Annotated in this window: 10 protein-coding genes and 1 pseudogene; 1 reads left to right on the forward strand and 10 read right to left on the reverse strand. The window is 65.6% G+C overall.

The features are described 5' to 3' along the window. Positions 1–183 precede the first annotated feature (183 nt). From AC3FNH_RS14335 to AC3FNH_RS14360, 6 genes are all read right to left on the reverse strand, one after another. Positions 184–1,050 carry an amidohydrolase family protein gene (locus AC3FNH_RS14335; protein WP_488720596.1) on the reverse strand — a complete coding sequence of 289 codons (867 nt, stop codon included), beginning with the start codon at positions 1,048–1,050 and terminating at the stop codon, positions 184–186. 20 nt (positions 1,051–1,070) lie between these two features. Beyond that, on the reverse strand, positions 1,071–2,060 hold the full coding sequence (locus tag AC3FNH_RS14340) for a Bug family tripartite tricarboxylate transporter substrate binding protein (RefSeq protein WP_488720505.1): 990 nt from the start codon (positions 2,058–2,060) through the stop codon (positions 1,071–1,073). A gap of 89 nt (positions 2,061–2,149) precedes the next feature. Next, positions 2,150–3,253 (reverse strand): porin, encoded by a 1,104-nt coding sequence (locus AC3FNH_RS14345; protein ID WP_488720506.1) that lies wholly within the window; start codon positions 3,251–3,253, stop codon positions 2,150–2,152. A 55-nt stretch (positions 3,254–3,308) separates the two neighbouring features. Next, positions 3,309–5,213: a feruloyl-CoA synthase gene (locus AC3FNH_RS14350; protein WP_488720507.1), complete on the reverse strand. Its 1,905-nt coding sequence runs from the start codon at positions 5,211–5,213 to the stop codon at positions 3,309–3,311. A 70-nt stretch (positions 5,214–5,283) separates the two neighbouring features. Continuing rightward, complete coding sequence (locus AC3FNH_RS14355; RefSeq protein WP_488720508.1) at positions 5,284–6,735, reverse strand: aldehyde dehydrogenase; 1,452 nt, start codon at positions 6,733–6,735, stop codon at positions 5,284–5,286. 80 nt (positions 6,736–6,815) lie between these two features. Further along, on the reverse strand, positions 6,816–7,649 hold the full coding sequence (locus AC3FNH_RS14360) for a p-hydroxycinnamoyl CoA hydratase/lyase (RefSeq protein ID WP_488720509.1): 834 nt from the start codon (positions 7,647–7,649) through the stop codon (positions 6,816–6,818). A 224-nt stretch (positions 7,650–7,873) separates the two neighbouring features. Between AC3FNH_RS14360 and hisN the strand changes: the two genes are divergently transcribed. Continuing rightward, positions 7,874–8,647: a histidinol-phosphatase gene (gene hisN, locus AC3FNH_RS14365; RefSeq protein WP_488720510.1), complete on the forward strand. Its 774-nt coding sequence runs from the start codon at positions 7,874–7,876 to the stop codon at positions 8,645–8,647. 466 nt (positions 8,648–9,113) lie between these two features. Here the strand turns inward: hisN and AC3FNH_RS14370 are convergent, their stop codons facing one another. The 4 genes and pseudogenes from AC3FNH_RS14370 to AC3FNH_RS14385 form a co-directional block, all read right to left on the reverse strand. Continuing rightward, positions 9,114–10,766, reverse strand: coding sequence for a sialidase family protein (locus AC3FNH_RS14370; protein ID WP_488720511.1), 1,653 nt, complete (start codon positions 10,764–10,766; stop codon positions 9,114–9,116). Between the two features lie 511 nt (positions 10,767–11,277). Beyond that, positions 11,278–11,560: pseudogene (locus AC3FNH_RS14375) on the reverse strand (IS110 family transposase); the annotation flags it as partial. 508 nt (positions 11,561–12,068) lie between these two features. After that, on the reverse strand, positions 12,069–12,341 hold the full coding sequence (locus AC3FNH_RS14380) for a LysR substrate-binding domain-containing protein (protein WP_488720512.1): 273 nt from the start codon (positions 12,339–12,341) through the stop codon (positions 12,069–12,071). A gap of 12 nt (positions 12,342–12,353) precedes the next feature. Further along, on the reverse strand, positions 12,354–14,039 hold the full coding sequence (locus tag AC3FNH_RS14385; protein ID WP_488720513.1) for an ABC transporter ATP-binding protein: 1,686 nt from the start codon (positions 14,037–14,039) through the stop codon (positions 12,354–12,356). Between the last annotated feature and the right edge of the window lie 7 nt (positions 14,040–14,046).

The following is a 14,046-nucleotide window of genomic DNA, read 5'->3' on the forward strand; positions in this document are numbered from 1 at the left end:
ACCGTACGTTTCTTCTTCATCGGCATATCCATGGTCATTACCTCTCATGATATGCCTCGTACACAAATTTCCGGATAGGTCCTGCTGGCAAGCACGCCAAACCCCAGCCCTCCCCCACTCCCGCAATCCGGCAAAGAGCGCCTGGCCGCATGCCACCACCCCTGACACGCCCGCCCCCCCCCATCACCCACCGAGACCCAGCAACCGCACGGCGTTGTCCTTGAGAATGCCCGGCATCACCTCCGGCCGGAACCCCGCCTGCCTGAAGTCGTCCATCCACCGCTCCGGCGTGATCAGCGGGAAGTCGCTGCCGAACAGCACCCGGTCCTTCAGGAGCGTGTTGGCGTAGCGCACGAGTTGCGGCGGGAAATACTTCGGACTCCAGCCGGACAGGTCAATCCACACGTTCGGCTTGTGCATCGCCACGCTGATCGCCTCGTCCTGCCACGGGAAGCTCGGGTGCGCCATCACGATCTGCATGTCGGGAAACGCGATCGCCACGTCGTCCAGGTGCATTGGATTGCTGTACTCGAGCCGCAGCCCGCCACCGCAGCGCATGCCTGAGCCAATGCCGCTGTGTCCCGTATGGAAGATCGCGGGCAGGCCGTGCCCGTTGATGACCTCATAGATCGGCCACGCCATCCTGTCGTTCGGATGAAAGCCCTGCACGGTCGGGTGGAACTTGAAGCCCTTCACACCATGTTCGTCGATCAGCCTGCGCGCTTCGCGCGCGCCGAACTTGCCCTTGTGCGGGTCAATGCTGGCGAAGGCCATCATCATGTCGCTGTTGGCCTTCGCCGCCGCCGCGATCTCCTCGTTGGGGATCCGGCGCCGGCCCAGGTTCGATTCGCTGTCCACCGTGAACATGATCAGGCCGATCCGTCTCTCACGGTAGTAGGCGACGGTCTCTTCGATCGTCGGCCGGCGCTTGTTGCCGAAGTATTTGTCGGCGGCGGCGTCGTATTCCTCGCCGTAGTTATCGAACGGGTTCCAGCAACTGACCTCCGCGTGGGTGTGGAAGTCAATCGCCACAAGGTCCTGGTGATCCATCATGGGCTCCCCGGACGCCATCAAGATTCAGCCGTGAAGCCGACCTTCTTCACGAGCAGGCCCCACTTGCGGTATTCGGCGTCCATCGCGCGCTTCATGTCGTCGGGCGACGAGCCTTTCGCCACCAGGCCGATCGAGAAGAAGCCGTCGACGATCGCCGGATCCCTGAGCGCGTTGTTGATCGCGGTGCCTGCCGCGGCGAGCACGGCTGGCGGCGTCCTGGCCGGCGCCAGGAAGCCGAACCACTCGTCGGCCACCACTTCCGGATAGCCGAGCTCCGCGAACGTCGGCACGTCCGGCAGGTACGGCGCGCGCGTGGCGCCGGAAGTGGCCAGCACGCGCAGCTTGCCGCTTTTGACGAACGGCAGGTAATCGCCGGTGAGCGTGAAGCTCGAGGCGATCTGCCCGGCCACCACGTCGTTGACCGCCGGCAGCGAGCCACGATACGGCACGTGGCGCAGGTCGAGACCCGCGTTGAGGCCGAACAGCGCGCCGACGAAATGCGGCGTCGATCCCGCGCCCGGCGAGCCGTAGTTGGCCTCCTTCGGGTTGGCCTTCGCCCACGCGATATAGTCCTTCACCGTGCGCACACTGGCCGGCACCGCCGGTCCGACGGCGAGGGCGAACGTCATGTAGGCGGCCGTGGAGATCGGCGCGAAGTCCGCCGGCGAATAGCTGAGCTTCGTATAGACGTGCGGATAGGTCGACAGCGCCGATGCCTGCGAGAGCGCCAGCACGCTGCCATCGGCGGGCGAGGCCTTCAGCAGTTCCAGCGCGATACGCCCGCCCGCGCCGGGGCGGTTGTCCACCACCGCGCCGCTGCGCGAGAACGCCGTGTTGGCGAACTTCTCACCGACGCGCCGGGCCACCTGGTCGCCCACGCTGCCAGCCGGAAAACCATAGAGCACCTTGGCCTGCGGGACCGCCTGGGCGAGCGCGGCCAGCGGCGAGAGCGCGCCGCCCGCGGAAGCGGCCAGCAACGCCTGAAGAACATCGCGGCGTGTTGTCATGACTTGTCTCCTCGTTGTCGTGTGTCGGGCGCCACGGCGTATCTCGTTGCCGCCTCGTGGCGCCCTTGCCTGCCTCTTGCAGGCGGCGGTCAGAAGATATGCTTGATGCCGGTCATCACGCCGAGCTGCTGGCCGCCCGGGGCCGTATTGGAGCCGGGGGCGCCGCCGCTGACCGAGAGCGTCAGCTGCCCGTCGTTGTTGATGTAGCCGGCCGTCGCGTAGACCGACGTGCGCTTCGAGAACGCGTAGGTGCCGCGCAGCGCGTAGAGCATCGCCTTGTTCTCGCTATTGTGGAACTTGTAGTAGTAGACCTGCCCGGCGAGGTTGAAGGCCGGGGTCACGTCGTAGGAGATGCCACCGTAGATCATGTCGCTGCGCGGCGTCGGGCTGCTGTCGTTGTCGCGGCGGATCCAGCCGAGGCCGACCTTGGTCCGCGAGAAGATCGCGTAGCCGCCAAGGAACAGGCGATCGTCCGTGAAACTGCTGCGCGTGAGGCCGCCGAACGCACCAGGGCCGCCGCGCAGCGAGTCGTAGGCGGCGGACAGGCCGATCGTCGGACCGAGGCCCTTGAACTCGTACAGCAGCATTGCCGACCATTCGCGGCACGCCCGCTTGTCCGCTGCGTTCTCGCCGGCACAGTTCTGGCCCGCCGGACTCGGCCCGGCATTGACCGTGTCGCGGCCGAAGCTGTAGGTGGCGCCCACCGTCAGGCCGTTGAACGTGCCCTTGTAGGCAAGCGCATTGTCGGCGCGCGCGTTCGGCAGGTAGCTGTCGAGCGAGCCGGAGGCATAGATGTTCGGACCGAGGATGTCGGCGTCCAGCGTCGCCCAGAACAGCATCGTGTACTGGCGGCCGAGGCCGACCTGGCCCCAGGGACCGGAGAGCCCGACCATCGCCTGCCGGCCGAACAGGCGGCCGCCCTGGCCCGACGCGCCGGCGTCCGGCGTGAAGCCGGATTCCAGCACGAACACGCTCTTCAGGCCGCCGCCGAGATCCTCGCTGCCGCGCAGGCCCCAGCGCGACGGCACCGTGCCGGTCAGCGTCGGCATGCGTACCACGCTGTCCTTCGCGGCGCCGATGTTGTTGACGTACTCCACGCCGGTATCGATGACGCCATACAGCGTCACCGATTGCGCGCCCGCGATTGCCGGGGCCGCCGCCAGTGCCGCAAGCCCTGCCCGTCCTAACTTCATCTGCTGTCTCCTCTTGTGATGGCCGACCACCCTGTCGGCGTTGTTCTTGTTGTGCTTACCGGCTCTGTGGCGTGGCTTCCCGCACCTGGATCACCCGGCCGTCGCGGCCGGCGTCGTCGTAGAGCGCGTCGACGAGCGCGGCACGGCGCGTGAGCACCGCGCGCTGGTTGATCGAGCCCTTGTCGGTCAGCTCGCCGTGATCGAGCGACGGCGCCTCTTCGAGCAACAACAGCCGCGTGACCCGCGTGGCGCTGCCGGTGGCGGTGAGGTCGAGCGTTTGCAGCATCGCCGCGAAGGCCTCGCGCACCGGCGCGGACGACAGCACCTCCCACGTACCCGCATTGGCCGGCAGGCCGGCCAGGCGGCGGCATTCCGCCAGTTGCGGGAACACGAGCAAGCCGATCTCGTCGCGGTCCGCGCCCGCGATCACCACGTCCTGCACGTAGGGTGCACCGGCGCTGATCGCTCGCGCACGCAGCGGCCCGACGCTCACGAACGTGCCGGTGCTGAGCTTGAAGTCCTCGGCAATGCGCCCGTCGAACTGGAAACCAAGCTCCGGCCGTCCGGGATCGACGAAGCGCAGCGCATCGCCAGTGCAGTAGTAGCCTTCCTCGTCGAACACCTGCCGCTCGGGATCGGGCGCCGCACGCCAGTAGCCGGGCATCACATGCGGTCCGCGAAAACGCGCCTCGTACTTGCCGTTGACCGGCACCAGCTTCAGCTCGCAGCCCGCGGCCGGCAGGCCGACATAGCCGGACTGCGCGACCGGCCCCGTCGTGAACATGCTCGACGGCGCCGTCTCCGTCATGCCGAGGCCGGACATGATGTGGATGCGCTGTCCGCAATGCGCCTCGGTGACGCGCTCGAGCCGGTCCCACGCCTCCTGCGACAGTCCCGCCGCGGCAAAGAAGTAGAGATTGACGCGCGAGAAGAACGTCTCGCGCAGCCGTGCATCATGTTCCAGCGCCCTACTGAGCTCCTCCCAACCCTTGGGCACGTTGAAGTAGATCGTGGGCGCGATCTCGCGCAGGTTGCGCAGCGTTTCATCGAAGCCGCCTGGCACGGGCCTGCCGCCATCGATGTAGAGCGTGCCGCCGTTATAGAGCACGATGCCGACGTTGTGGCTGCCGCCGAAGGTATGGTTCCAGGGCAGCCAGTCGACCAGCACCGGCGGCACGCGGGCGAGCTCCGGCATCGCCTGGCGCAGCATCTGCTGGTTGCTGCACAGCATGCGGTGCGTGGTCGTCACCGCCTTCGGTAGCCGCGTGGAGCCGGAGGTGAAGAGGAACTTGGCGATCGCGTCCGGGCCGACCGCCGCATGGGCCGCGTCAACGCTGCCGGGACGCGTCTGCGCGAGCGCGTCGAACGACGTCGCGGCACGGCCGGGCAGGATGCCATCGCGGGTCACGACTTCCACGCCGGCGGGCACCACGGCCCCGATGGCCCGCGAGAAAGCGCGGCCGTCGGCGGCGTAGACCAGGCCCGGCGTCAGCAAATCGAACACGTGCCGCAGCTTGCCGAAGTCCCCGGAGACCAGCGAGTACGGCGGTGACACGGCCGAGAACGGCACGCCGGCCCAGAGCGCGCCGAGCGCCAGTTGCAGGTGCTCGAGATCATTGCCGGAGAGGATCACCAGCGGCCGCTCGGCGGACAGCGAGCGGTCCACCAGCGCCTGCCCGATCGAGCGCGCACGCGCCAGCATCTCGCTATAGGTGATCGTGATCCAGTTGCCGTCGGGGCCGCGCTGCGCCACGAGCACGCGCTCGGGGTGGCGCGCGGCGCCGGTGGCAAGGCAATCGGACATCCGTTGCGGATAGTCCTGCAGCGCTTCGCGCGAAAGCACGCGCCAGATCTCGCCGTCGCGATGGAACTCGGCCTCGGTGCGCCCAATGGCGACGTCCCGGTAGGACACGGCAGCGACCGCGGGGCCGGGGGCGGCTTGCGTCGAGACGTTTGTCACGTCCTGTCTCCTCAATGTTCTGTTGTCTCCCTCTTCTCTCTCGGCGGGGAGTATGCGGATCGGCGCCGGTTCAGACCGGATAGTGGCGCGGGGTGTTCTGGATCGTGATCCAGCGCAGCTCGGTGAATTCGGCCACCGCCGCCTGGCCGCCGAAGCGTCCATAACCGCTCGCCTTGACGCCGCCAAACGGCATCTGCGCCTCGTCATGCACGGTGGGGCCGTTGATATGGCAGATGCCCGATTCGATCCGTTGGGCCACCGAGAATGCGCGCGACACGTCGCGGCTGAATACCGACGCGGAAAGGCCATACTCGCTGTCGTTGGCCATGCGCACCGCCTCGTCGTCGCCGTCCACGCGCGCCACTGTCACCACCGGACCGAACGATTCCTCGCGGTAGAGCCTCATGCCCGGCGCGATGCCGTCGACGATGACCGGCTGCAGGATCGCGCCGTCGGCGTGCAGGCCCACGGGCAGGATCGCGCCCTGCGCGCGCGCATCCTCGACCAACGCGGCGATGCGCTGCGCTGCGTCCTTGCTGATCAGCGCGCCGAGCACGCTGGACGGATCGGCGGGGTCGCCGGCCCGCAGCGTCTTCGCCTTCGCGGACAGCTTCTCGACGAAGCGGTCCGCGATCTTGCGGTCCGCGATCACGCGCTCGGTCGACATGCAGATCTGGCCCTGGTTGAAGAAGGCGCCGAAGGCCACGGCATCGACTGCCGCATCGAGGTCCGCATCGTCGAGCACCAGCAGCGGCGCCTTGCCGCCGAGCTCCAGCAGCGCCGGCTTCAGGTGCCGGGCCGCGTGCTGCGCGATGATGCGGCCCACGTGCGTGGAGCCGGTGAAGTTGACGCGGCGCACCGCCGGATGCGCGATCAGCCGCTCGACCACCTGCGCCGCATCCTCAGGCGCGTTCGTGACCACGTTGACCACGCCATCACCGAGCCCCGCCTCCTGCAGCACCGTGCCGATCAGGCGATGCACGCCGGGGCACGCCTCGGACGCCTTGAGCACCACCGTGTTGCCGCACGCGAGCGGCATCGCCAGCGCGCGCGTGCCGAGGATCACCGGCGCGTTCCACGGCGCGATGCCGAGCACCACGCCGCACGGCTGGCGCACGGCCATGGCGAGATTGCCCGGCACGTCCGACGGAATCACGCTGCCGTCGATCCGCGTCGTCATCGCGGCCGCCTCGCGCAGCATATTGGCCGCGAGCATCACGTTGAAGCCGTACCAGTTCGGCATCGCGCCGGTCTCGGCCACGCCGATGCGGATGAAGTCTTCCGTACGCTGGTCCATCAGGTCGGCGGCCTTCAGCAGCCGGCGGCGGCGCTCGCCGGGCAGCAGCGCCGCCCAGGCCGGGAAGGCGGCCGCGGCCGCTTCGACGGCGGCGTCCGCATCCGCCGGCGTGGCCGCCGGCGCGCGCGACACCACGGCTTCGGTCAGCGGATTGCGGCGCTCGAAAGTGGCGCCATTGGCGGCGTGCCGGTCCTGCCCGCCAATCAGCATGGTCAGTTCGTTCATCAGCATTGTCTCCTGGCGGCGGCTCTTGAGGCCGCCGGCTCGATTGGGGTGGTAGGCGGGGTGGTAGGCCGCGCCGCCGCTCAGGCGCGCTTGTAGGCCTGCAGGCCGGGCTTGATCGACTTGTCGTCGAGGAATTGCTTCAGACCCTGCTCGCGCCCGTGTTCGGGATCGCGCAGCTGCGCCTGGTCGAGCTTCGCGTACAGGTAGTCCTCGTTCTGCTCCCACGTCAGCTCGCGGCTGCGCTTGAAGCCGATCTTGGCCGCGCGCAGCACCACCGGGTTCTTCTCGAGCAGCTTCCCGGCCAGCGCGATCGTGTGCTCGCGCAGCTGGGCACGCGGCACGCTTTCGTTGACCAGGCCCATCGCCGCGGCCTCGCTGCCGGTGAAGGTGTCGCCCGTCATGATGTAGTGCAGCGCCTTGCGGTGACCGACCGTATCGGCCATCGCCTTGCTGACCAGGTTTCCGGGCGGAATGCCCCAGTTGATCTCCGACAGGCCGAAGGTGGCCTCGTCGGCAGCGATCGCCAGGTCGCAGGCCACCAGCGGCGAGAAACCGCCGCCAAAGCACCAGCCGTTGACCATCGCGATGGTCGGCTTGCTGTACATGCGCAGGAGCCGCCATTGCCACTGCGAGGCATCGCGGCGGATCTTCTCCTGCAGGATCTCGGGGCCGGCATCCACTTCACGGAAGTATTCCTTCAGATCCATGCCCGCCGTCCAGGCGTCACCGGCGCCGGTCAGCACCAGCACCTTGGCGTCCGCATCCAGCTCCAGTTCTTCCAGCACCTGCACCATCTCGGCGTTCAGCGTGGGGTTCATCGCGTTGCGCTTCTCGGGCCGGTTGAATGTGACCCAGGCAATGCCCGCTTCCACACTGACCTTCACAGCCTTCCAGCACCCTTCGTAATCAGCCATCTCTGTCTCTCCTTGGTAGTCCGGCTCCGTCATGAACCTCAGTTTAATATCAATCTACCTGATACATCAAGGAGAATATCCTTGCTGCGCGTAAACCCGGATGCGACTCTGGCCTCGGCGAGTGGTCCGCGGAAAAAATCGCTGCTCCGGGAATTGCGCGGCCCATCATCGGACAATCAGTGAGATATGCTGATATGCAATAGCATTGCCTTATGGAGCCTCAAGTGGACGCTGCCGAACTCCGGCCCCTGTCCGCGTTTGCCAGCGAGTTGGCCGACGTCGCCCGCGCCAGAGCCATGCATTACTTCCGGTCCGACGTGGAGATCGCAATCAAAACGGACGCGAGTCCCGTCACCCGGGCCGACCGGGAAATCGAGTCGGAACTCCGGTCGCTGATTGCCAACCGGTACCCGCACCATGCCTTTTTCGGCGAAGAATCCGGCGGCTCCATCGGCGCCGGGCTCGGCTGGGTCATCGACCCCATCGACGGCACGAAGAGCTTTATCTGCGGCGTACCACTGTTCGGCTGCCTCATTGCCCTGCTTGAAGACGGCAAGCCGGTGCTTGGCTTGATCGAAATGCCGGCGCTGCGCGAACGCTGGGTCGGGTATGCCGGACGGACCACCTTCAACGAAACACCGGCGCGCGTGAACGCATGCACATCGCTGAAGGACGCGCGGCTCTTTGCCACCTCGCCAGACATGTTCGACGGCCAGGATGCGGACGCCTTCTCCGCCCTCAGTCGCGAAGTCGGGATGCGCAGATTTGGCACCGATTGCTATGCCTATGGGCTGCTCGCCTCCGGGCTTTGCGACTTGGTCGTGGAAGCCAACCTCGAGATCTACGACGTCGTGGCGCTGGTGCCGGTCATCGAGAACGCGGGCGGCATCGTGACGGACTGGAACGGGCGGCCTATCGACAAGGATTTTTCAGGCCGGTTGCTGGCGGCAGCGACACCGGCGCTGCACCGTCAGGCGATGGCAGCGCTCAGACGCTGATGAAAACCATTGCTCGGATACCCGTCAGCTGAATTGCTTGCCTACCGCTGCACCGGTGGAGGGCCGACACAGCCGGGAAACAATATATCGAAGCACGGAGGGCCGTTCCCGGCCATGACCGGTCCTTCGCTGAGGCTGGTGCTCGTTCATGGAAACGTCCGATTCACATCCTGCTGCGGACCTTCGCTACCTGATACTGACAGGCGGTCATTGGCCAAACCATTGGCTTCTCGCATACGTGTTCATTTCCGAATGGCTGGTCTCAGAAAAAGAGACGAAGATCATAAAGAGATCTTGCGGTTCGGGAGTGCAGGGAACGGGCGTCCAAGGCGATCACGCAACGAAAACACTGCTGCATCATCGCAGAGAGCTCGCGCATTCCCCTCCCCATATGAGCTGTTGCCGGGACCCTTGCGCATGCCGGAGGACCGGGCGGCGACCCTCCTCCAGCCGCCGCTGGTTGCGCTCACGGCAATGTGATTTGGCGGGTGAATTCCGCCGTCACGTTGAGACCCGTGGCTATGCCGAATACCGGATACACGGTCTTGGGCCCGCTAGCAGTCAAGCCCATGTAATCGCCAAGGAAATGGCCACGCGCCACGGGCGCGTCAAGTATGTTGAACGAAGCTGTGGTTAGAGGCTTCTCATTGCCCCAGTTGGCGGGCTTCGTGCAGTCGCTGGAGGTAGGGCAGAAGAGCGCGAAATAGTCAGTGCCCTCGATGCCAGATATCTTCCCGTCATTACGAAAGTCGTAGTACGTCACCACAATCGTCTTGCCGTCGCCCGACGCCACCACCGCGGGGATGAAGGCCTGCTGACGGCACGGGTTCGTGGCATTCGCCGGCGTCTTGTTGATCATCACCGGCGCCGACCAAGTTAGCCCGCCGTCATCCGACTCGCTGAAGACGATCCCGTCGATCGGGATTGACCCTGTGGAACTTGTGGGCGTGGGGCACATGGCCGTCGAAAAGCGATCGTCCTGCCAGGCGAGATAGATTGCCCCCGTGACTGGGTTCACAGCCACGCTGTAGAGAATGGAGGCATCGCGTATCGGCGCGCCGGTGTCCGGAGTGACCACTCGGACCACGTGAATATCGTTGGCGAACGTCGGCTCGCTCCAACTCCCTCCCTTATCCGTGGACTTTATATAGCCGATGCTGAGACCCGCCTTTGTGACACCGATCGCAGTGAAGAAATCGAGCACACTCCCATCAGGCAACACCCGCACGATGTTGTTGATCGTCTGTTTGTTCGTGCCCGGATGGAAGATTGGGGCGGCCGTGCTCCAGGTCGCGCCATTGTCAATGGATCGCGAGAAGAAGGTCGGGCCGGTAAAATTAAACTTGAAGGACGGAGCACCGCCCGCTGTAGCGTTGAGCAATTTGCGCGCGATTTCGACACCATCGTTTTCCGCGAGCAATTGAGCAGCCTCGATGGTGTGCGGGAAGACGCTCAGTTGATCCCACACCGCATAGACGAAATCGCTCGCGGTCGGATCGGCGGTGAGCGCGTTCTTGTCATTTAGCACGTGCGGCGAGTTGTTGCGGATCAGCGTAACCGGAGTCTGCCACGTCGCGCCGTGGTCGACGGACCGGCTGACCAGCATCGCGCTATTTCGTGCACCAAACGGACTCGTTGGCTTCATCGGATCCAACACCAGCGAGAAGAAGAACGCCGTTCCATTTTGCGCAAAATCTACCCAGGGATCGGAGGCGCGACCGAATTTACCCCCGGTGCACTCGGTAACGCCGGTCGGGATCGAATTGGTCCAGGTGTTGCCCGCATCGTTGGAGACGACGCCGACGAGCCCGCGTGAGCCACCATCGTTCCAGCGGTCCTGTTGGTGGCCGACGAGGAGGCGAGACGGGTCGGTCGGATCAGCCGCCACCCACGGCTCGATCGACGTGGCTGGATAAAGGATGCTCCCGAATGCGGCCTCCTGCGCGTGCACCTGGTCGGCAGCGCATCCACTGAACGGATCGCCCGCGGTCACCTGGACAAGTGGGCCGAGCGTCTGCGCCTGGGAGCCTGTGCCGATCGCGCACGTGAGCGCGATGACGCCGCCACCTGCGAGACCCTGGGAAATAAGACGGGAAAGGCGTCTGGAAATTGATTTCATTCTGTGCCTCGCGAAAAACGGTAAAACGCTTTTTTGCACTGCCGGCTGCACATCACCGGCACCATGAGTTTCGCAGTATGAACGGCCGATTCCTCTTCCCGTCGAAGCATGCCCGTCTTCCGAGTTGGGATCGCGGTGCGCTTGAGCGCTGATATTCGTGCTATCAAGCGCATCGAAACGTTACAAAATCCACGCAATTCTCAACTGCACTCGATCCGCATAAGGCGAGGCAGACAAAATTACTATATGGTGCCGACGGCAAATGACAACGGGTTCCCAGTCAACTCTGTCCTGCATGATGCTTAATTCGTAACATCAATGAAACAGATTGCCTCGGGTGTCCGCATTTTCTGCCGGCCCTGCCGTTCAACAAGACACCGTCGAATGACTGAGTCACGCCATGAGGTGGTTTTTCAAAGGAGCGTTGGTTTCCGGTTCGAGCAGTCGAGCCGGGTAATCTTGTCGGTCTTCATAGCTGGAGTTGAACTGCGTCACCGCCGCTCGAGAGTGGTCACCTTGGAAGCCCGTGGTCTCCGATGCGCGGCGAACCGCGCTTCCTCAGGGCGTTGAGGTAGATGCTCTCATCGCACCGCGTTCCCGCTTGCCAGCAGCGGTAGAGGATCCGTATCCCCTTGAATGCCAGTGCCCGGACGGCGGCCTGATACGAACTGCCCTTCGCTCGCTGTTTGCCGGTAGTAGGCGCCCGCCCAGGACGACTTGTTGATGGACTGGGCTGCACCTTCGACGGAGGTCTGAAGGTCTGGCGCAGGCGGGCATTGCCAGCGCCAGTGCACCTAGCACGTCTTGCCGCTGCAATCGGTAGCTTACCGGTCACCCCCGTCGACGATTCCCGTGCACGTCGCTGCAACTCACCAGATGTGCCGAGGGCTCTTCGCATATCAGAAGGACGTCAACAGGCGTTAGCCCTAGACGGGGGTGCCGTCATGCAGCGCCCATCCTGCCAATCCGCAAAGTGGGGGCCAACAAATTGGATCTTCGATGCGTACTTCCAAAGAAGTCCATCTTGGGAAAAGAGATAGCTACCTCGTTGACATGCCGAGAGACACCTGAATCGGTGGATGGCCGTTGCAACTTGGGGACGGTCATTCGGAGCGCGATTGTCCGAACGCCCGCTTCGGGTCGGCCTCAGACCCTCGCGGTTTCGCGGCGACGACCCGGCCGCAGCCAGTTTCGGCATTCATCAATGCCAGCTCCGACACCTGCCGAAATCTGGGCGCTATTCAATGCCACGGATAGAGCACATCCGTCCACACTACGGCCAAACTCTGTTCGCGCCAGCGCCTAGCGCTTCACGATGGCCGTCAGCGTATCCACGAAGGCCAGCGCCAAGCGGGACAGCGGCTCGGTCTGCACGTGGAAGATCTGCACCGAGGCATTGACCTTGGTGCGCACCGGCACCGCCACCACATCGGGCCAGTCCTGGCCGAACACGGTCATGGCATCGACCAGCGCAATGCCAGCGCCCGCTTGGGCCAGCGCCCTGGCCACGTGGGCTTGTTCCACCTGCACCCGCATGTCAGGCTGGCCACCTTCGCGGTCAAAGACCTCATGCACCAGCAGGCCGGCTTACGCCGGAAGTGCCCGTGGCACCGAAGCAAGCAGCGACCGAGTGTAGGGATGCGCGGGCCGTTGCCAGATCTCGTCGCGGGCGCCGCTCTCGACAAGCCGGCCCTCGCGCATGACCAGGATGCGGTCGGCGATATAACGCACGACGCCAAGGTCATGCGAGATGAACAGGCATGACAGCCCATACTCGGCCTGCAGGTCGGCGAGCAGGTTCAGAACCTGCGCCTGCACCGAAACGTCGAGCGCCGACACCGGCTCATCGCAGACGAGCAGACGCGGCCTGACAATCAGCGCGCGCGCAATGCCGATGCGCTGGCGCTGGCCCCCGGAAAACTCGTGCGGATAGCGGTGCAGCACCGCAGCGGGCAAGCCCACGCGGTCAATCATCGCCGCCGCGCGAGCGCGCCGTTCCTGCCGGTCCCGCACACCGTGGATCTGCAGCGCGCCTTCCAGCACCTCGGCGACGGTCTTGCGCGGATTGAGCGAGCTGTACGGATCCTGGAACACCAACTGCATCGCGCCCCGCCACGGGCGCATTCGCCGGCGCTCGACCGGCGCGATGTCGGTGCCTTCGAATACGATACGCCCCGCGTCATGGTCCGCCAGGCGCAGCACGGCCCGCGCGAGCGTGGATTTGCCGCAGCCCGATTCTCCAACCAGACCCACGGTCTCGCCCGCGGCAATGGAAAAGGAAACCCCCTGCACTGCCACGGTAGCGTGGGCGCCGGAGCGGTGCGTCACATGGAGATCCTCGACATCGAGCACGGCCGGTGCCGGACCGGTGGCCTTGCTGCTGGCCGCACGCAGCGCCGGACGTTCGAGCCGGAATGCCGCCGGCGTGCCGTCGGCGCGGCGGTCCACGCGGATCTCGGGCAGGCGGGCCTGCCGATAGTGCGGCACCACGCCGTCCGCGGCGCTCAGCGATGCGCCGAGCAGCCCACGCGTATAGGGGTGGGCCGGTTCACGGAACAAGGTCCGGGCAGACTGCTCCTCCACCTTGATGCCGTCGTGCATGACAGCAACGCGATCCGCCCAGCGCGCCACTACGCCGAGGTCGTGCGTGATCAGCAGCATCGCCATGCGCAGTTCGCGCCGGAGCGTATCCAGCAACTCGAGGATCTGCGCCTGCACGGTGACATCGAGCGCGGTGGTCGGCTCATCGGCCACGAGCAGCTTCGGCGTGCAGGCGATCGCCATGGCGATCATCACGCGCTGGCGCTGCCCGCCCGACAACTGGTGGGGAAAGGCATGGAAGCGCCGCTGCGGTTCGGGAATCCGGACCTGGTCCAGCAGTTCGACTGCCCGCGCATGGGCCGCCTGCGCCGATAGCGCGGTATGCAGCCGCAGGGTCTCGATGACCTGCGCGCCGACGCTCAGCACCGGGTTGAGCGAGGTCATCGGCTCCTGGAAGATCATCGACACCGTGTTGCCGCGCAGCGTGGTCATGTCGCGCTCGCTCAGCGTCAGCAGGTCGCGCCCTTCCAGCAGCACGCGCCCCCGCATCTGCGCGGACGCCGGTAGCAGCCGCAGCAGCGCCAGCGCGGTGGTGGACTTGCCACAGCCCGACTCGCCCACGAGCGCGACGGTCTCGCCGGCGCCGACATCCAGGCTCAGGTTCGCGACGGCGGGCCGTGCAGCGCCGGGATAGCGGATGGAAAGCTCCTGCAGGGAAAGCAACGGCTTCATGATGCCT

It is taken from the genome of Cupriavidus sp. 22TCCZM01-5, assembly GCF_057798915.1.

Bases quoted from the DNA above. Each gene is read 5' to 3' on its own strand.
- AC3FNH_RS14340 (WP_488720505.1), bottom strand. From the start codon at position 2,060: ATGACAACACGCCGCGATGTTCTTCAGGCGTTGCTGGCCGCTTCCGCG.
- AC3FNH_RS14335 (WP_488720596.1), bottom strand. From the start codon at position 1,050: ATGGATCACCAGGACCTTGTGGCGATTGACTTCCACACCCACGCGGAG.
- AC3FNH_RS14370 (WP_488720511.1), bottom strand. From the start codon at position 10,766: ATGAAATCAATTTCCAGACGCCTTTCCCGTCTTATTTCCCAGGGTCTC.
- AC3FNH_RS14355 (WP_488720508.1), bottom strand. From the start codon at position 6,735: ATGAACGAACTGACCATGCTGATTGGCGGGCAGGACCGGCACGCCGCC.
- AC3FNH_RS14360 (WP_488720509.1), bottom strand. From the start codon at position 7,649: ATGGCTGATTACGAAGGGTGCTGGAAGGCTGTGAAGGTCAGTGTGGAA.
- AC3FNH_RS14345 (WP_488720506.1), bottom strand. From the start codon at position 3,253: ATGAAGTTAGGACGGGCAGGGCTTGCGGCACTGGCGGCGGCCCCGGCA.
- AC3FNH_RS14385 (WP_488720513.1), bottom strand. From the start codon at position 14,039: ATGAAGCCGTTGCTTTCCCTGCAGGAGCTTTCCATCCGCTATCCCGGC.